This window comes from Variovorax sp. 10N420 (genome assembly GCF_056394705.1).
Genome location: NZ_JBFTIJ010000001.1, coordinates 825,662 through 843,204, shown reverse-complemented (window position 1 = coordinate 843,204; position 17,543 = coordinate 825,662). Strand labels below are relative to the sequence as shown.

Below are 17,543 nucleotides of genomic sequence, written 5' to 3'. Positions count from 1 at the left end.
AGCGACTGCGGGAGCCTCGCCCGCCGGACTACGGCTGTGATCGCCAGGGCATGCTGCGCATCCGTTCGCGGTTTTCTTCTTCGTCGAAATGCACGATCGATGGCTTGATCAGATCGCTGCGCGCCACGATGCCGACGAGCGCCATCGAGACTGGATCGGCGACGACGGGAAGGCGTTCTATCCGATGCCTCGCCATCCGCGTGGCGACCGTGCGGCAGCTCTCGCCCGGCAGCGCGTAGTGTGGCACCGAGCCTTCGCAGGCGCTGCCCACCGTGGCGCCGGGCGTGCGAAGTGCATGCGCCAGCATCCCGCGATCCACGATGCCGCGCAGTGCACCGCCGCTGAGCACCGGGAACGCCCGGTGCGCCTGCCCTTGGCCGAAGTGGGTCGCCATTGCATGGTCGATGGTCGATGCGGCATCGATCGCCACGACGTCGCGCGTCATTACTTCCTCGACGAAATGACGCTCCAACGGATCGATGCCGTATTCGCGGTAGATGTGATAGCCGCGCCGCGCGATCTTTTCGGTGAGGATCGAGCGCCGCATCGTCAGCACGGTGAACCCATACGCAACGGCTGAAGTCGTGAGCAGTGGCAGCAGCGCATTGCTGTCGTGCGTGAGGCCAAAGGCGAAGATGGTTGCCGTGAGAGGCGCACGCATCACGCCACCCAGCGTCGCGGCCATGCACACCAGCGGCCACAGCATCGGGTCGTTGCCAGGCAGCACCTGGGCCAGGCCAACACCGAGGCCCGCTCCCATCATCAGCAGCGGCGCCAGCACGCCGCCCGATGTCCCGGAGCCAAGCGCGATCACCCAGATCACCGCCTTGACCGCAAGCAGCGCCAGGACGACGCCAATCGCAAGATGGTTGTGCAGAAGATCGCCGATGACGTCGTAGCCCACGCCGAGTGCGCGGGGCTGGAGATAGCCCCCGATGCCGACCGCCAGCCCGCCAATGGCCGGCCACCACATCCAATGGACAGGCAGCTTGCCGAAAAGATCTTCGACCTTGTAGAGCGAGGCGGACAGCGCCGCCGCCAGCAAGCCGCACATCAGCCCGGCAATGATGCAGGACATCATCGCCACCGGACCGGGCACGGCCGTCTGCAGCGGAAAGAGCGGCCCGGGATCCATGAGCAGCGGGCGGGTGAAGCCGGCTACCGCACAAGCGACAGCGACTGGCAGCAGGCTGCGCGGGCGCAACTCGAACAGCAATAACTCCACCGCGAGCAGCACCGCCGCGACCGGCGTGCCGAAGACAGCCGTCATGCCGGCGGTGGCGCCCGCCACGAGCAGCGCCTTGCGTTCGGCAGAGGAGAGGTGAAAGTACTGAGCGATCAGGGAGCCGATGGCGCCGCCCGTCATGATGATCGGCCCTTCGGCCCCGAACGGGCCGCCGCTGCCGATCACGATGCCCGACGAAAGCGGCTTGAGCACCGCGACCTTTGCCGACATCTTGCTTTTGCCGAACAGGATGGCTTCGATCGCCTCGGGGATGCCGTGGCCGCGGATCTTGTCCGAGCCATAGCGTGCCATCAAGCCGACGATGAGGCCGCCGATCACCGGCACCGCGATGACCCACGCGCCCAGTGTGTTCGTGGCCGGCGATCGCTCGGCGATGGACAGCGTCTGAAAGAAAAAGAGATTGGTAAAGAAGCGAATGAGGTCCAGCAGCACGAAGGCCGCGACCGTACCGAGCGCGCCGATGGCGGCGGCCATGGCCGTGATCTGCAAAAGCCGCGCATTGAGCGCGAAATCGCCGCGATGGCCGTGATGGCTGTTGTGGCCGCTATCGCTATGGGATTTGCTCATGGTGCGTCCGGGTGATCGATATGGGGAACCTGGAACACGCCCTTCAGGGACTTGAGCTCCGCCCGGTGAACGGCTGCGAGGCGCTGCAGCAGTTGTTCGCCGCGCTCCAGAAGGTGTACCTCGACCTGGCGGCGATCCGTCTCGCTCGGCCTGCGCTCGACGAGATGCAATGCCTCGCAGCGGGTGACCAGGGCCACCGCGCCATGCGCCTGCGATTGAAGCCGTTGGGCGATTTCGCCCACTGTCGCCCAGGTACGAGCCGGAAAGCCCTTGATGTGCAGCAGCATCAAATACTGCTGCGGCGTGATGCCTTCGGCTTGCGCCGCGCGCTCGGAGAAGCGCTCGAAACGGCGCATCTGGTAGCGAAATTCGGAAAGGGCTTCGAAGTCTTTCTTGATGAGTGCGCGTGCGGGAGGCGACATCGGGTGGCGGCGTAGAAAGCCGCATTTATATCACGACGTGATATATCTGAGCCGCCTCCAGGGCTCTTCAGGTCATGAACGCCGCAGGCACCGGCGCTTCGCCGACGGCTTGGCGCAGAACCGCCCAGTGCATGGCTTCGTCGCCGAGGATGCTGGCCGCCGCCTTCGCCAGATCGCGCTCGCTGAACAGTGGCACTGCGCCCAGATAAGCACTGACGGCGCCTTGTTCGAGCTTGGCTGCGAACTTCAGTACGTCGGCCTGTGATTTCAGCTGATCGGCCGGGAAGTCGTACTTCGCCTTGGCCGAGACGGGTTGGCCGCCGAGCTTCGCGACGGTGGCGGCAAGCAACGCCGCGTGCGCCTTGTGATGGCCTTGGAAGGTCACGGCGAGGTCGAGCACCGGCTTCTCCAGCAGTTTGCTGTCGGCGCCGAGCTGGTAGGCCGCAATGGCTTCGAGTTCAGCACCGAGCGCGGTGTTGAGGATCTGCACGTCGTTGCCCTCGGAACCGCCCGTTTTCGCTGCGAGCGCATCGTTTCCGGCCAGCAGCGCGACTGCGGCGCCCGACAACATCAACCCCGACTTGCCCAGGAACAGGCGCCGTGCGGCGACGGGTGTGGGCATTTGAAGAAAAGACAGGGACAGCATGATGATCTTCCTTTCGAGTGGTGAGTGGGGGGTGGTGGGTGGTGATCAGCGGTTCGGGAGCCTGGTGAGCACGCCGGCGACGATGCGATCGCATCGCACGCCATCGAACGAGAAGGCGTCATCGACCGCAATATCGATGTCGCGCGAAAGCGATTCGCGCAACATGCTGCGGGCCCGCAGAAAGCGCGTTCGCACCGTTGCTTCGGTGAGCTCGAGCACCATGGCTGTTTCGGCCACGCTCATTTCTTCGACCGCGCGCAGCACGAATACCGTGCGATATGCATCGGGCAGGCGGTCGATGCGCCGTTCCATGAGTCGACGAATTTCCTCACGCATGGCGACGCGCTCCGGCTGGTGGTCCGGGTCGTCGGGCGCCTGCGATTCCACCGTTTCTCCGGAGGCGGACACCGCCGGATCCAGGGGAATGACCAATGCGCTGCGGCGGCGCAGGCGACCCAATGACTCGTTGATGACGATGCGCGCGAGCCAGGTCGAAAGCCGGGCGTCTTCCCGAAAGCTCCCGATCGCCCGCCAGGCGCGAAGGTAGGCCTCCTGCAAGGCGTCTTCCGTTTCTTCGTCGCTCTTGAGGATGCTTCGCGCCGTGCGGAACAGCAGCTGGTTGTGGCGCCGCATGATGCATTCGAATGCGAGGGGATCGCCGCGCGAGGCGCGTGTCGCGAGTTCGCCATCGGACGCCTCCCCAGGCGGGGGCGGTGCGGCGTCGAGGTTGGGGTGGGTGGAGGGCATGGCTTGTTTGCTTCCTTCGCCCATTAGATGGCTTGGCGGCGCGGCACGTTTCAAGTTTCTGGCTGGAGCGCCTCCTGCGGGCTTCGCGGGGCAGAAACTGCGGCAATATCGCTGCTTCGCCCGGAGAATCGGTGCAACAGGAGAAGTTATGGATCGGGTTCAGCGCATGGCGCGCGCGATCATGGTTCTGGTGCTTGCGTCGGCATTCGGCGGGCAAGGCAGCGCCGCGACGAAAGAAGACATGGAGCGAGAGATCCAGCGCTTCAGCGTCGCCTGCGCCAAGAACGAGATCTACCCCGAGCTATACGACTGCCAGTGCCTGACCGAGGGGTACCGGAAGGGTGTGCAGGCGGCGGATTCGACGCATCAACGCAAGGCGATCGTGCGCGAGCTGAAGCTGCTGGAGTCTTGCCCCGCTCCGAAGCCGAAGATCTTCGGATGGTTCAAGCGAGACTGCCTCACGAGCTTTCGCAAGCAGGCTGATCGTGTCGAGCGCTGCGACTGCGGCGCGGAGCGTTTCACGACGGCTTTTCATGGCAGCCCGCCGACTTCGCGCCGTGAGATGGATGCGATGAAGAAAAGCTCGCTGCAGGCCTGCGGGCTGCCGGGCAAATAGCTGCGCAAACAGCTGCGCAAACAGCGGCAGTGACCGCCTGTACGCCGCCGCTACAACTGCCGGCTGCGCGCCAGGGGCGGGTTCTGCGCAAAGTAGCGCTGGATGCCGCGCATGAGCGCGTCCGCAAGGTCTTCCTGGTAGGCGGTGCTGCGCAGCTTGGCTTCTTCTTCGGGATTGCTGATAAACGCTGTTTCGACCAGCACGCTCGGAATGTCCGGTGCCTTGAGAACGGCAAAGCCGGCTTGCTCGACCTGACCCTTGTGAAGACGGGCGCCGATGCTGCGGATCTCCCCTAGCATCGCGCCGCCGAGCTTGATGCTGTCGTTGATCTGCGCGGTGGTGCTCATGTCGAGCAAGGCGCGTTGGACCTGCACTTCGTGGCTCCCGACGTTCACGCCGCCGACGCTGTCGGCCTGGTTTTCCTTGTTAGCGAGCCAGCGTGCGGCGCTGCTCGACGCGCCGCTCTGGCTGAGGGCGAACACGCTCGCCCCGCGTGCATCAGGCGTGGTGAACGCGTCGGCGTGGATGCTCACGAAGAGGTCGGCCTGTACGCGGCGCGCCTTCTGCACGCGCACGCCGAGCGGCACGAAGAAGTCGGAGTCGCGCGTGAGAAAGGCGCGCATCGGATTGCCGTTGACGCTGCTGGCGTTGATGCGTTGGCGCAGCCGGTGCGCGATCTGCAGCACGATGTCTTTTTCACGCGTGCCGTTCGATCCGGTCGCGCCGGGGTCTTCACCGCCGTGGCCCGGGTCGAGCGCGACGATGATGATCCGATCGGTCTGGCTGGCGGTCGCGCCTCCGCGTGCAACGGCTGGGGGCGCTGCGGGTGGCGGCGCGCTCGCGGCGGGAGGCACTTGCAGCGGCAGGCCGGTGCCCGCGGGCGCCCGATTGCCAGGCGCCAATGAGGACGGCTGCGGCGGGCGTGCCGATTGCTGGGCCATCAGCTCACCCAACGGATCGGGTGCTTCCGGGCCGGGCCGGGCCGGTTGACTTGCAGCCTGCGGGGCCTTCTGGGCATCACGCATGCGCTCCGTGATGAGTGCTTCGAGCGGGTCAATGGCTTGCTGCGGATAGAGATCGAGCACAAGCCGATCGCGGTAGGCCGCCACCGGCGCGAGCGAAAAGACCTGCGGTGCGACCGCCTGCTTCAGATCGAAGACGATGCGTACCACGCTGGGCGCGAACTGCCCGACGCGCAAGCCATTGATGTAGGGGTCGTCGGGCTTGATCTTGCCGACGAGCTCGCGCAGGGCCGGATTGAGGTCGATGCCTTCGACGTCCACTGCCAGGCGGGGTGGGTTGCCGACCACCAGTTGCTGCGACTTGAGCCGGCCGTCCGATTCGATGGTGACGCGTGTGTAGTCTTCAGCGGGCCAGACGCGGACTGCCACGATGGTGGCGCCACGGGCGATTTCCTGCACCCCGAGCAACAGGGCCAGGCTACCGCCTTGCAGCAGGGTGCGTCGCTTCAGTCCGGCGCTCATGCGGCGTCGGCCAGCAACTGGGTGCCGCGCGGCGTATTGGCACGAAGGGTCACGGTGCGAGTGTCGTCGGTCATTGCTTCGATTTTAATAGCGAGGTCCGCAAGTGGAATGCGCCCCGCGGCGTTTTCTGGCCACTCAGCCAACTTGAGGCCGGGGCCGGCGAAGATGTCGCGGAAGCCGGCGTCTTCCCATTCGCGCGGATCGCTGAATCGGTAGAAGTCGAAATGGAAGATGGCGAGCCCGTCCGGCGCCTCGTGCGGTTCGACCACCGCATAGGTTGGGCTCTTGATGCGACCGGTGATGCCCAAGGCGCGCAGAAGGTGACGGACAAAGGTCGTCTTCCCGGCGCCGAGGTCGCCCTGCAGCGCGATGAAGGCATCGCGCAGCGCGGGCGATCGAGCCAGCGCGAGTGCCAGTGCATCCGTGTCGTCCTCGGTGCGCCACACGCGCGTGGCGCTGTGCGTTTCTACAATCGGCAGGTGATCGGCAGCCATCAACTCGTCATTCGGATTCAGGCCTTGGCCCGGGAGCTCGGATTCTCCCAAATCGGGGTCGCAGGTGTCGACCTGTCGAGTGCGGAAGAGGGCCTGATGCAGTGGCTCGCCGAGGGATTTCATGGCGACATGCACTACATGGCCGCGCATGGGACCCGGCGCGCAAGGCCGGCAGAGCTGGTCCCGGGCACGGTTTCGGTGATCACCGCGCGCATGGACTACTTGCCGCGGGACACGCCTGACGGGTGGCAAGCCATCGAGTTCGCGCGGTTGCAGCGGCCCAGCGAGGCCATCGTGTCGATGTATGCGCGAGGCCGCGACTATCACAAGGTGCTGCGGTCCCGCCTGTCGAAGCTGGCCGAGCGCATCGCAGAAGAAGTCGGCCCCTTCGGCCATCGTGCGTTCACCGATTCAGCCCCCGTGCTCGAAGCCGAACTGGCGTCGCGCAGCGGCCAGGGCTGGCGCGGCAAGCACACGCTGGTGCTCGACCGCGAGGCGGGCTCGATGTTTTTCCTCGGCGAAATCTACGTGGACATGGCGCTGCCGCCCAGTGAGCCTGTTACGCCGCACTGCGGAAGCTGCAGCGCCTGCATCGACGTGTGCCCGACGCGCGCCATCATCGCGCCTCATCGGCTCGACGCGCGTCGCTGCATCTCCTACCTGACGATCGAACATGCAGGTTCCATTCCGCTCGAACTGCGGCCGCTGATGGCCAACCGCATCTACGGCTGCGACGACTGCCAACTGATCTGTCCGTGGAACAAGTTTGCAAAGAAGAGTGCGCTTGCCGATTTCGATGCGCGGGAGGGCCTCACGGGCCGGCAGCTCGGCGAACTCTTTGCATGGACCGAGGAAGAGTTTCTCCGCTACACCGAAGGCAGTCCGATCCGCCGTATCGGCCATGAACGCTGGCTGCGCAACGTGGCCGTGGCGCTCGGCAATGCGCTGCGGGCCGGCGACGAAAGCGCTCGTGCCGCATTGGCCCCGCGCCTCTCGCACCCCAGCGCGCTCGTTCGCGAGCATGTCGAATGGGCGCTGGATGTCAGTGTCGGATGATGGCCGAAATCTGCGCCGTGCCCGCGTCCATCGAGCGAATCGAACTCAATCGGAGCGATGCGTACTTCAACGCCGGGTTGTTGAGCAGCTTGCCGTTGTAGTGGCCATTGAAGCGCGTGTCCCTGCAGCCGCTCACATCGAGGTCGATCGATGCATTGATGGGCGAGACATAGTCGGTGCTGGACCCTTTCATCATGCAGGCCGCATCCGGCACGCTGCCACCCACTGCGCCGTCGGCCTCGATCTGGAGCGTGCCGGGATAGACCTCCGGCGGACCCAGCGCGCCGGTGTCCTGCTGCGCCACATAAAACAAGAAGGAACCATTCCAGGCGCCCTGATAGTGCGCGTAGTCCTGTGCCTGTGCCGCACCTGCAAAAGACGCTGCGGCGACAACGACCAGAAGGGAAGGGCGCATCGCCGAATGGTAGCCGTGGACCACGGTCAACGGGGCGCTACTTGCTGATCAGTGCCAACCCGAAAGGCAGGCTCGCCACGCCCAGCACGGTCGAGAGCGTCACCAGTCCCGCGACGTAGGGGCCGTTGTAGCCCATGCGAGCGGCCAATACATAGGCGCTCGAGGCGGTCGGCACGGCCGAGAAGGTCATCAGCACTGCGGCCTGCGCAGGATCGAGCTTCAACACCACGGCGAGGCTCCATCCGATCAGCGGCAGCGCCAGGTGCCGGATGGCGAGCACCGAAAAGGCAAGCACCTTGCCACGCGCGAGCGTCGCGAACTGCATGCCGGCGCCCGCAGCCATCAATCCCAATGCGAGCGATGCGGCACCGATGCGCGACAACGTCGGCGTCAACCAAGTCGGCACGCCCAGACCGAGCAAATTCGCGATGAGCCCTGTCACGGTGGCGATGATCAGCGGATTGCGCGCCAATTGCCGCAGGAACCCGCTTTGCGCGTGTCTCGCCATCGGCCACACCGCCGCGATATTGAAGAGCGGCACGCAGACGCCGATCAGCACCGCGATCATGAGCAGTCCTTCAGGGCCCGCCAAGCGTTCAGACAATGCCAGACAGATGAAAGAGTTGAAGCGAAAGGACACCTGCGCACTCGCCGCGTGATCGCGTCGGTCGATGTGCGGCCCGATCACCGGCAGAAATGGCAATGCATAGGCCAGGGCGATGCCGGAAAGCCCGACTCCGACACCCGCCGTAATCAGGTTCGACGTGGCTCCGAAATCGAGCGGGCTGCGGATGATGGAATGAAACAGCAGCACCGGAAAAAGAAAGTAGTACACCAGGCTTTCGACGTGGTCCCAGACACGGCGATCGAGCGCCGTGTAGCGACACAGCAACCAGCCGCATGCGATGAGTGAGAAGTCGGGGAAGAGCAGTTGCGCATAGTTCACCCGGTCGAGGATAAACGGCGGCTGCCTGTGGGTTATCCACGAAGCGGCGGGAGGACCGAGCCGGTAGCATGGCGGCTTTCGTTTACTGGCTCAAGGAGGCCAATCAATGAACCGTCGTCAATGGAATGCGATCGCCGGCGCCGCCGCGCTTGCCGCGTTCGCAACATCCAGCTGGGCGCAAAGCTATCCGAACAAGCCGATCGAACTTCAGGTCCCGTTTGCACCCGGAGGCACGACCGACATCGTAGCGCGAGTGATTTCGGAACCGCTGAGCAAGGCGCTTGGCCAGAGCGTGGTCGTCATCAACCGCGCGGGCGGCGGCGGCATCGTGGGCGCGGCCGAAACCGCGCGGTCCGCGCCTGATGGGTACAAGCTCGGCGTGGCAACGGTGTCGAGCACGGCGGCCAATCCGGCCATCAATCCGAAGACGCCCTACGACCCGATCAACGACTTCACGCCGATCGTCAACATCGCGGCCACGCCGAACATCATCGCGGTGAACCCGAGCTTCCCTGCGAAGAACTACGCAGAGTTTGTTGCCGAACTGAAGAAGAACCCGGGCAAGTATTCGTACGCCTCGTCAGGCACCGGCGGCATCGGGCATCTGCTGATGGAGCTCTACAAGAGCCTCACCAACACCTACGTCACGCACATTCCCTATCGCGGCGCGGGGCCGGCGCTGAACGATGTCGTGGCCGGACAGGTGGCGATCATGTTCGACAACATCCCGTCGACGCTGCCCTTCATCAAGGCCGGCAGGCTGGTGCCGATCGTGGTGTCGGCACCGCAGCGGCTGAAGGAACTCCCGAATGTGCCCACCTTCAAGGAAGTGGGCCTGGAGCCCGTGAACCGCATGGCCTATTACGGCATCCTCGGTCCGAAGGGCCTGCCAAAGGACGTGGTCGACAAGGTCAACGCGGGCGTCAAGAAGTCGGTCGAAGATCCGGCTGTTCGCAAGCGCATCGAAGACACCGGCTCGCTCGTCGTGGCCAACACGCCCGAGCAGTTCGCCGAGCAGATCAAGGCGGAGTTCGCCGTCTACAAGGACGTGGTCGTCAAGCAGAAGCTGCAGCTCGACTGAGGAGGAGCCGCGGAGGCAGGGCGGCGACACGACGCCCTGACGACGCGGCGACCTACAGCCGACCGCTTGAGATTCACCAGAGAATGACAAGGGCCCTCTCGACAAGGGCCCTCCCAAGAATCGTCGAAGGATGAAGCGCCGCCAGCCAAAGGAGATGGATCGTGCATGAGTTGACCTTTCGCACTCTCGTGTATCGCTACTTCTTCTTCGAGTGGCTTTTCGTCGACGTTACGCTGGGCAATGTCTTCGAACGATCCGCAGCCATGCGGCACAACCGGTCGCAGGCGCACTGGCTTCTCATCTATATGCGGCGGTGGCTGTGGTGCGCCGTGTTGTTTTTCGGCTTGGGTGGAATCGTCGAGATCCTGTTGGGCGCCCCCGCGATATCGGCACTGTTTTATGTGCCCAGCGCCCTGAGTGTGTCGGTCAATGCGGTCATCGCGGCTGCCTGGCTGGGACTCAAAACCCTTGCCGAGCCGGCTTGATGTTCAAACTGTTGCAATTAAACAAGACATTTCCCCCAAAAGGTCCGGAGTCGACGACAATAGCCGCGCGTCGCGAGCTTTACAGCCCGCACGTGAACCGGTGATCGGTCAGTTTCGCGCCACAGCGCCTGTTTAGTTTGTTGTGATATAGGGACTCCATCGCTTTGTGTTTTTGGTTTGATTTAGGAGTCCCTCCATGGGCAAGAAACTTTACGTAGGCAACCTCGCTTACTCCATCCGTGACAACGACCTCGAGCAGGCTTTCAGCCAATACGGCACTGTCGCCAGCGCCAAGGTCATGATGGAGCGCGACACCGGCCGTTCCAAGGGCTTCGGCTTCGTCGAAATGGGTTCGGACGCCGAGGCGCTTGCAGCTATTGAAGGCCTCCACGAGCAAGCGCTCGGCGGTCGCAACCTCACCGTCAATGAAGCCCGTCCGATGGAGCCACGCTCGCCCGGCGGCTTCGGCGGCGGCGGTCGCAGCGGTGGCGGCGGCTACGGCGGCGGCGGCGGCGGTGGTTACGGCGGTGGTGGTGGTGGTGGCAACCGCAGCGGCGGTGGCGGCGGCTACGGCGGCGGTGGTCGCGGCGGCTACTAAGCACACACTGCTGCAGCACCCTGCAGCGCACCGGCAACGGTAAAAAGGCTCCTTCGGAGCCTTTTTTGTTTTGGGCGCCCGTCTTTTGTTATCTTGCACCGCATGACCACGGCCATCGAAACGCCTGAAATCGACGACTTCATCGACGCCTTGTGGCTCGAAGACGGACTCTCCAAGAACACGCTGGCGGCTTATCGCCTCGATCTCGAGCTCTTTGCGAACTGGTTGGAGGCCGAGCGCGGCAAGCCACTGGGTGCCGCACTGGAGAACGACCTACAGGCCTACATGGGCGCGCGCCTCTCGGACAACGGCAAGGCGACCTCGGCCAACCGGCGCCTCACGGTGTTCAAGCGCTATTACCGGTGGGCGCTGCGCGAGCAGCGCATCGCGGCGGATCCCACCTTGCGCCTCGCGCCGGCCCGGCAGATGCCGCGCGCGATCAAGACCTTGTCTGAAAAGCAAGTCGACGACCTGCTGGCCACGCCGGACGTCGACACACCCCTTGGTCTGCGCGACCGCGCCATGCTGGAACTGATGTACGCAAGCGGGCTACGCGTGAGCGAACTCGTAGCGCTCAAGGTGTTTGAGATGAGCCTGAACGACGGCGTGCTGCGCGTGCTAGGCAAGGGCAGCAAGGAGCGCCTGGTGCCTTTCGGCGGCGAGGCCAGGCGCTGGATCGAGCGTTATTTGCAGGAGTCGCGTCCCGTCATCCTCGATGGCCAGCAGACTTCCGATCTTTTCGTGACCCACCGAGGGGCTGGCATGACCCGGATGATGTTCTGGGTCATCGTGAAGAAGACAGCCTTGGCGGCGGACATCCACGTGCCGTTGTCTCCGCATACCCTGCGCCATGCCTTTGCGACGCACTTGCTCAACCATGGTGCGGATCTGCGTGCGGTGCAGATGCTGCTCGGCCACGCCGACATCTCCACCACCACCATCTATACGCACGTCGCGCGGGAACGCTTGAAGCAACTGCATGCCAAACACCATCCGCGCGGCTGAATCGCTTCGCCGATTGCCGGAAAATCGCATGACCGAGGAGTTGAATCGATGCTTTTGAGTTCTTGCCGGCGCGCCGTTGTGGCCGCGCTGGGTCTTTCGTTGATTGCCGTGGCGGCGCAGGCCCAGGTCGTGCCGAAGACGGTGCGGATGGTGGTCGCTTATCCGGCGGGCGGGGTCAGCGATGTCGTCGCGCGCGCCTTGGCCGACAAGCTTGCAGCGCAGCTTGGCGTGACCTTCGTCGTCGAGAACAAGGCCGGCGCGAGTGGCACGATCGGCATGGATGCGGTTGCGAAAGCGCCACCCGACGGCGCAACATTGGGCTTTTCGGCAATCAGTCCGTTGGTGCTCAACCCGCACCTGGGCAAGTCGCCTTTCGACCCGATGAAGGACATCGCCCCCGTCGCGAGCGTGATGTATTCACCCGTGCTGCTCCTCGCGACGACGGCCACCGGCACGCGCGACTTTCGCACCTTGCTGGATGACGCGCGTGCCCGGCCGGGCGCGATTCGATGGGCCACATCGGGGCAAGCTTCGCTGGGGCACGTCGTGCTTGAACAACTTCGTTCGGCGGCCAGGATCGACGTCACGCACATTCCGTACAAAGGCGGCGGGCAACAGCTCAACGATGCGATCGGCGGGCAGTTCGAGATCCTGTCGACCAATGCGGGCGCAACCGTTTCCGCGCAGATCCAGGCGGGCAGGCTGCGTCCGCTGGCCGTCGCTGCGCCAGCGCGCCTGGACAAACTACCCAAGGTGCCGACGCTGGCCGAGCTGGGCTATCCCGCCGCCAACATGTCGTCGCTCTTTGGCGTGTTTGCGCCGGGCGGCACGCCGTCCATCCTCATTGAAAAATACAACGTCGAGATCAACAAGGCGCTGAACAACCCCGATCTGCGCGCGAAGCTGCTTGCGACAGACAACGTGCCGACCGGCGGCCGGGTGGAAGATTTCGAGAACGAGATCGCGAGCGAGTACGAGAGCAACGGGCGCATCGTGCGGTCGGCGGGGATCAAATCAGATTAGCCTGTTGCTCGCCCCCAGGCTGCGCGCACTTCGTGTCGCTTCTCCTTCCCCCTGACCGGGGGCAACACCGGTGGCCCGGCGAAGCCGGTTCCACGGTGTTCCACTGAGGGGGCTGGCTGCGCCGGCCGGGGGACAGGTGGACAATGGCGCGGGTGCATGATCTAGGAACACGCCATGGCTCAATTGACGTCTGCTACTCGGAATCTCTATCTTGAAGACTTGAAGGTGGGGGATCGCTTTGTCAGCGACGAGCATGCGCTGGATGAGGCGCAGATCATTGAATTTGCTGCGCGGTTTGATCCGCAGCCTTTTCATCTGGATGCTGAGGCTGCCAAGAACACTTTTTTTCATGGACTGGCGGCGAGTGGGTGGCACACGGCGGCGATCACGATGCGGTTGCTGGTCACGAGCGGGATTCCGCTGGCCGATGGCGTGATCGGGTCGGGGGGCGAGCTTCAGTGGCCGAAGCCGACGCGGCCCGGTGACGTGCTGCGGGTCGAGAGCGAAGTGATGGAAGTGATTCCGTCGCGCTCGCGGCCCGAGCGGGGGATGGTGCTGATGCGCTGCGAAACGAAGAACCAGCACGGCGACGTGCTGCAGCGCTTCTCGCCGAAGATGGTTGTCTCGCGGCGGCCGACCTGACGGCTTAGGGCCCAAGGGCCCAAGGGCTTGAGGCGCTAGAGCGACTCGGACGGGGCGAAATCCAGCTCGACCTTTGCGCCGTTGGGATCGTGGCAGAACAACTGCCAGGTGCCCGCGCCGGGTATTTGGCGCAGTTCGTACTTGGTGCCGCTCTGGTCGAAGCGGGCTTTGACTTCCTTGAGGCCGCGCGCGGTGAAGGCCATGTGGTCGATCACGCCTGCGCGCTGTTCCGGCGGTTTGCGATCGAAGTACAGGTGCAGCACCGCTTGGGGCGCTTCGCCGTACAGCCATGCGCCGTCAAAGCCGAGATCGGGCCGTTGGCCAACCTTGAGGCCCAGCAGGCCGGTGTAGAAATCCAAGGTGGCTTTCGGGTCTTCCGCGATGACGGTGAAGTGGTTCATTCCGACGATCATTGCTTTCTCCTGGCAGAGTGGATTCGAGATTCAAGGCAGCAGCACGAGGGCGCCGATGGTGCCGCGCGATTCAAGGCGCGCATGAGCATCGGCCGCAGCATCGAGGCCGAAGCGTTGGATGGGCGGCAGTTTGATCGTGCCGTCTGCCAGCGCGCTCCAGACGCGCTGCGCGCGCACCGCAAGTTGGTCGTTGGTGGCCACGTAGTCGAACACCACCGGACGTGAAAAGCTCAGCGATTTGGCGACGAGCGCGTCGGGCGGCAGGGGAGACAGCGGTCCGCTCGCCTGGCCGAGGCTGATCCAGTGGCCGCGCCTTGCGAGGGCGGCGAGATTTTCTTCGCGCGCGGCATCGCCCAGACCGTCGATCACGACGTCGGCGCCACCGCAGGCGCGTTGCACGGCATCGGCGAAGCGGTAGTAGCGCGTCACGATGACGTGTTCGCAGCCGTACTCGCGTGCGATGCGGGCTTTTTCTTCGGTGGACACGGTGCCCAATACAGTGGCGCCAAGACGGCGCGCCCATGCGCACACGAGCAATCCGACGCCGCCGGCAGCCGCATGTACCAGCAGACGTGTGCCGCGTTGCACGTGGCCGAGGTCGTGAAGCAGGTAGTCTGCCGTGATGCCTTTCAGAAGCAAGGCGGCGGCGGTCTCGTCTTCCACGGCTGCGGGCAACCGCACCACCCAATCGGCAGGCACGCAGCGCACGCCGCAATACGCGCCGGGCATCGGGCCGAGGTAGGCGACGCGATCGCCAGGGAGAAAGCCTGTCACCTGAGGACCGACGTCGAGCACACTGCCCGCGGCCTCCATACCCGGCACGCCGGGCGCTTGCGGCGAAACCGGCATCAGTCCCGGCACCCAGCCCCGACGCAGATACACATCGAGATAGTTCACGCCGACAGCGCGCTGCTGAATGCGAATCTCGCCCGCGCGAGGCGCTTCCACTTCGCTGGTTTGCGTGTGCATCACTTCGGGTCCGCCATAGCGCTCGACGGCGACGCGGCGCGTGGGGAGGGGCAGGGCGGTCGGCATCGCCGCGCTGCCGCCAGGTCGCAAATCGCCGCCGCGCCGCAGATGCCGACGCAGGTTCTCGAAGCCTGCTTCGTACACGTCCTGCGCAACCATGTCGCGCAATTCGCGCTCTCTGCCCGGTGGCGTCGAGAAGGTCGACGTCCAGTGCCAGAAGGTGCGGTTGCCGTCCGTCACGCGCTTGAGGGTGAGTGTGGAAACGTAGCGCTGCAGCGGCACGGTTGCTTCGACGATGCAGTAGGTGCTCCTGTGCTCGGTGTCCGACAGCGTCAGCAATTGTTCGCGGATTCGATGGCCGTCGCGCAACGTGAAGCTGCGCACACAGCCGACCTGATCGCCGCGCTCCTGCGCTTCGATGCGGCTCGCTTCGACGACGTCGTGCCATTGCGCATGGCTGTTGAAGTCGCGCAGCACGGCCCACACGCGCTCGATGGGCGCATCGATGACGGTCGATCGAACCACGCGCTGGAGCATGTCAGCGGCTCGATCCGAAGTGGCGCTTGAGCGCGTCGAAGCCACCCTGGAACACGCCGCCGCCGATGGTCTCGGTCAGGTCGCGCTCGCGGCCTTCGTCGCAATCGAATTCGACGCTCCATTCGGCAAAGCAGCGCGCACCGTCAGTCACCGGCGTGAGCTTGAGCGTCGAGATGTAGTTCGACACGCCCATCGGGCTTTCGAGGATTTCGTAGGTGCAGCTGTACTCGTAATCGGACAGCGCCAGCAATCGCTCGCGGATCGCACCGCCATCGCGGGTGTGAATGTGGCGGATGCAGCCGACTCGATCGGCCGGCTGGCTGTTCTCGATGCGGCTGTCGGCAATGCCGGGGTGCCAGAGCGGCAGGCCGTTGAAATCGCGGATGCGGGACCACACATTGTCCGCGCTGGCGTCGATGACGCTCGAGACGTAGACCTGCACCATGCGCTATTCCCTTTCCTGGGGAGCCCCCGATGGCAGCGCCGTCTGTGCGCCGCTGACCTCGCCGACGAGACGCTGGATGTCGCCGCCTTGAATGCCGATTTCGCGCAGCAACTGATCGACCAGTGGCGCCTGTGCCCGGAATCGCAATGCCGAATTGACCAGCCCGTCCGCGAAGCCGCCGCCGTCGCCGTTGCGCTCGCCGCCGCCCGACGAGCCGCCGAGGCCGTCCACGTGCAGGATCTTGATGCCCTCGATGCGCTCCATCGGCTTCACCGACTCGCGAATGATGGCCTCGGCCTTCTCCACCAGCTTCATGCGCAGTGCCGACATGCGTGCTTCGGGCGACAGCATGTTGTGGGCTTCGTTCATCATGCGCATCGCCTCCGCTTCGATCTCTGCGCGGACACGCATCGCCATCGACTTGATTTTCTCGGCGTCGGCATCGGCTTCGGCTTGCGCGCGCACTGCCGCACCCCGATCGGCGCTTGCATCCTTCTCGGCCTGCGCGGCAGTGGTGAGGCGCAGGGCGTCGCGCTGGGCAACCTGTGCGGCGCCGATCAGGTCGATCGCCTTCTTGCGTTCGGCCATCTCGACCTCGCGTGCGGTAAACACCTTTTCTTCGGCAGAGACGGCCTGGGCGCGCGCAGTTTCGGCCTCGGCCTGGGCCTCGCTCTGCGCCTTGCTCTCGCGGGCGATGGCGATCGCACGCTGTTGCTCGGCGAGTTCAAGCGACAAGCGACGCTCGATCTCGGCACTCTGGATCGCGCGCTCCTTGCCGATGCGTTCCTGCTCGATGGTCTGTTCGGAGCGGATGCGCGCCGTATCAATGCTCTGCTTGGCGGTGATCTGTGCGCTTTCCGCATCCTGCTCGCGATGGGCGCGCTCGGCGGTCAACTCCGCACGCTGCCGTGCGCGGGCGATTTCCACTTCTCGCTGCTGGGCCAGGCGGGCATGCTCGCCTTCGCGATCGATCTCCAGCGAGAGCTTCTCGGCTTCGAGGTTCTTGTTGCGGATCGCGATGAGCGTGTCCTGCTCAACGTCGTTGCGTTGCTTCTTGCGGTGCTCGATCTGTTCTGTCAGCCGTGTCAAACCTTCGGCGTCGAAGGCATTGCTTGGGTTGAAGAATTCCATGCCGGTCTGATCGAGTTGCGTGAGCGATGCGGCTTCGAGTTCGAGTCCGTTCTTGGTCAGGTCCTCGGCCACCGATTCGCGCACCCGCTTCACATAAGCGCCGCGCTTTTCGTGCAGTTCTTCCATCGTCATCTCTGCCGCCGCAGTGCGCAGCGCATCGACGAACTTGCCTTCCACCAGTTCCTTGAGCTGATCGGGCTCCATGGTACGCAGGCCGAGCGTCTGCGCAGCGGCGGCGACGGCTTCAGCCTTCGCTGCCACGCGCACGTAGAACTCGGCGATCACGTCGACGCGCATGCGGTCCTTGGTGATGAGCGCCTTGTCGCGCCCCCGGCTGACTTCGAGCCGCAGCGTGTTCATGTTGACGGGGATCACGTCATGCACGATGGGCAGCACGAAGGCGCCGCCGTCGAGCACCACCTTCTGGCCGCCAAGGCCCGTGCGCACGAAGGCCCGTTCCTTCGAACTGCGCAGGTAGAGCCAGTGCAGCAGCCAGACCGCGAGCGCGACGATGATCGCGACCACGATGAGACCAAGGATGAAGTTGCCGAATTGAGCACCTGACATGGACGTCG

20 protein-coding genes are annotated in these 17,543 nt (G+C 64.6%); 8 read left to right on the top strand and 12 right to left on the bottom strand.

Translation table 11 applies throughout. The annotated features are described in order from the left end of the window. Positions 1-28 precede the first annotated feature (28 nt). The 4 genes from AC1DEK_RS03905 to AC1DEK_RS03890 form a co-directional block, all read right to left on the bottom strand. Complete coding sequence (locus AC1DEK_RS03905; RefSeq protein WP_478123866.1) at positions 29-1,813, bottom strand: chloride channel protein; 1,785 nt, start codon at positions 1,811-1,813, stop codon at positions 29-31. After that, positions 1,810-2,235 carry a MarR family winged helix-turn-helix transcriptional regulator gene (locus tag AC1DEK_RS03900; RefSeq protein ID WP_478123865.1) on the bottom strand — a complete coding sequence of 142 codons (426 nt, stop codon included), beginning with the start codon at positions 2,233-2,235 and terminating at the stop codon, positions 1,810-1,812. Before AC1DEK_RS03900 ends, AC1DEK_RS03905 begins: the two co-directional genes overlap by 4 nt. 67 nt (positions 2,236-2,302) lie before the next feature. Then, complete coding sequence (locus AC1DEK_RS03895) at positions 2,303-2,872, bottom strand: ferritin-like domain-containing protein (protein WP_478123996.1); 570 nt, start codon at positions 2,870-2,872, stop codon at positions 2,303-2,305. A 54-nt stretch (positions 2,873-2,926) separates the two neighbouring features. Further along, entirely contained in the window at positions 2,927-3,628 is a 702-nt protein-coding gene (locus AC1DEK_RS03890; protein WP_478123864.1) for an RNA polymerase sigma factor, read from the bottom strand. A gap of 148 nt (positions 3,629-3,776) precedes the next feature. On the opposite strand from AC1DEK_RS03890, the gene AC1DEK_RS03885 reads away from it, so the two are divergent. Continuing rightward, the gene (locus AC1DEK_RS03885) at positions 3,777-4,244 is read left to right on the top strand and encodes a hypothetical protein (protein WP_478123863.1); all 468 of its coding nucleotides are present in this window, start codon (positions 3,777-3,779) and stop codon (positions 4,242-4,244) included. Between the two features lie 50 nt (positions 4,245-4,294). Here the strand turns inward: AC1DEK_RS03885 and AC1DEK_RS03880 are convergent, their stop codons facing one another. Both AC1DEK_RS03880 and tsaE read right to left on the bottom strand, forming a co-directional pair. Continuing rightward, complete coding sequence (locus AC1DEK_RS03880) at positions 4,295-5,728, bottom strand: N-acetylmuramoyl-L-alanine amidase (protein ID WP_478123862.1); 1,434 nt, start codon at positions 5,726-5,728, stop codon at positions 4,295-4,297. After that, positions 5,725-6,222: a tRNA (adenosine(37)-N6)-threonylcarbamoyltransferase complex ATPase subunit type 1 TsaE gene (tsaE, locus tag AC1DEK_RS03875; RefSeq protein ID WP_478123861.1), complete on the bottom strand. Its 498-nt coding sequence runs from the start codon at positions 6,220-6,222 to the stop codon at positions 5,725-5,727. The genes AC1DEK_RS03880 and tsaE overlap by 4 nt, the downstream gene beginning before the upstream one ends. Here tsaE and queG point away from each other — a divergent pair. After that, positions 6,208-7,278 (top strand): tRNA epoxyqueuosine(34) reductase QueG, encoded by a 1,071-nt coding sequence (gene queG / locus AC1DEK_RS03870; RefSeq protein WP_478123860.1) that lies wholly within the window; start codon positions 6,208-6,210, stop codon positions 7,276-7,278. The two genes, tsaE and queG, sit on opposite strands and share 15 nt — an antisense overlap. On the opposite strand, the gene AC1DEK_RS03865 is transcribed toward queG, so the two are convergent. Next, positions 7,265-7,693 carry a hypothetical protein gene (locus AC1DEK_RS03865; RefSeq protein WP_478123859.1) on the bottom strand — a complete coding sequence of 143 codons (429 nt, stop codon included), beginning with the start codon at positions 7,691-7,693 and terminating at the stop codon, positions 7,265-7,267. The genes queG and AC1DEK_RS03865 overlap by 14 nt on opposite strands. A gap of 37 nt (positions 7,694-7,730) precedes the next feature. After that, the gene (locus AC1DEK_RS03860; protein ID WP_478123858.1) at positions 7,731-8,639 is read right to left on the bottom strand and encodes an AEC family transporter; all 909 of its coding nucleotides are present in this window, start codon (positions 8,637-8,639) and stop codon (positions 7,731-7,733) included. A 106-nt stretch (positions 8,640-8,745) separates the two neighbouring features. Here AC1DEK_RS03860 and AC1DEK_RS03855 point away from each other — a divergent pair, with 106 nt between their 5' ends. The 6 genes from AC1DEK_RS03855 to AC1DEK_RS03830 all read left to right on the top strand — a co-directional run bounded on the left by AC1DEK_RS03855 (position 8,746) and on the right by AC1DEK_RS03830 (position 13,473). Next, positions 8,746-9,720, top strand: coding sequence for a tripartite tricarboxylate transporter substrate binding protein BugE (locus tag AC1DEK_RS03855; protein ID WP_478123857.1), 975 nt, complete (start codon positions 8,746-8,748; stop codon positions 9,718-9,720). 161 nt (positions 9,721-9,881) lie between these two features. Further along, positions 9,882-10,205 (top strand): hypothetical protein, encoded by a 324-nt coding sequence (locus tag AC1DEK_RS03850; RefSeq protein WP_478123856.1) that lies wholly within the window; start codon positions 9,882-9,884, stop codon positions 10,203-10,205. Between the two features lie 196 nt (positions 10,206-10,401). Continuing rightward, complete coding sequence (locus AC1DEK_RS03845) at positions 10,402-10,803, top strand: RNA recognition motif domain-containing protein (protein ID WP_478123855.1); 402 nt, start codon at positions 10,402-10,404, stop codon at positions 10,801-10,803. A gap of 102 nt (positions 10,804-10,905) precedes the next feature. Next, entirely contained in the window at positions 10,906-11,808 is a 903-nt protein-coding gene (xerD, locus tag AC1DEK_RS03840) for a site-specific tyrosine recombinase XerD (RefSeq protein ID WP_478123854.1), read from the top strand. A gap of 48 nt (positions 11,809-11,856) precedes the next feature. Beyond that, on the top strand, positions 11,857-12,831 hold the full coding sequence (locus AC1DEK_RS03835) for a Bug family tripartite tricarboxylate transporter substrate binding protein (protein ID WP_478123853.1): 975 nt from the start codon (positions 11,857-11,859) through the stop codon (positions 12,829-12,831). Between the two features lie 174 nt (positions 12,832-13,005). Further along, the gene (locus tag AC1DEK_RS03830) at positions 13,006-13,473 is read left to right on the top strand and encodes a MaoC family dehydratase (RefSeq protein ID WP_478123852.1); all 468 of its coding nucleotides are present in this window, start codon (positions 13,006-13,008) and stop codon (positions 13,471-13,473) included. 35 nt (positions 13,474-13,508) lie between these two features. On the opposite strand, the gene AC1DEK_RS03825 is transcribed toward AC1DEK_RS03830, so the two are convergent. The 4 genes from AC1DEK_RS03825 to AC1DEK_RS03810 are packed head-to-tail and all read right to left on the bottom strand — an operon-like array spanning position 13,509 to position 17,535. Then, on the bottom strand, positions 13,509-13,874 hold the full coding sequence (locus AC1DEK_RS03825; RefSeq protein ID WP_478123851.1) for a VOC family protein: 366 nt from the start codon (positions 13,872-13,874) through the stop codon (positions 13,509-13,511). Between the two features lie 42 nt (positions 13,875-13,916). Further along, the gene (locus AC1DEK_RS03820) at positions 13,917-15,392 is read right to left on the bottom strand and encodes an SRPBCC family protein (RefSeq protein WP_478123850.1); all 1,476 of its coding nucleotides are present in this window, start codon (positions 15,390-15,392) and stop codon (positions 13,917-13,919) included. 1 nt (position 15,393) lies between these two features. Then, entirely contained in the window at positions 15,394-15,837 is a 444-nt protein-coding gene (locus AC1DEK_RS03815) for an SRPBCC family protein (protein ID WP_478123849.1), read from the bottom strand. A gap of 3 nt (positions 15,838-15,840) precedes the next feature. Beyond that, the gene (locus AC1DEK_RS03810; RefSeq protein ID WP_478123848.1) at positions 15,841-17,535 is read right to left on the bottom strand and encodes a flotillin family protein; all 1,695 of its coding nucleotides are present in this window, start codon (positions 17,533-17,535) and stop codon (positions 15,841-15,843) included. Positions 17,536-17,543: the final 8 nt, after the last annotated feature.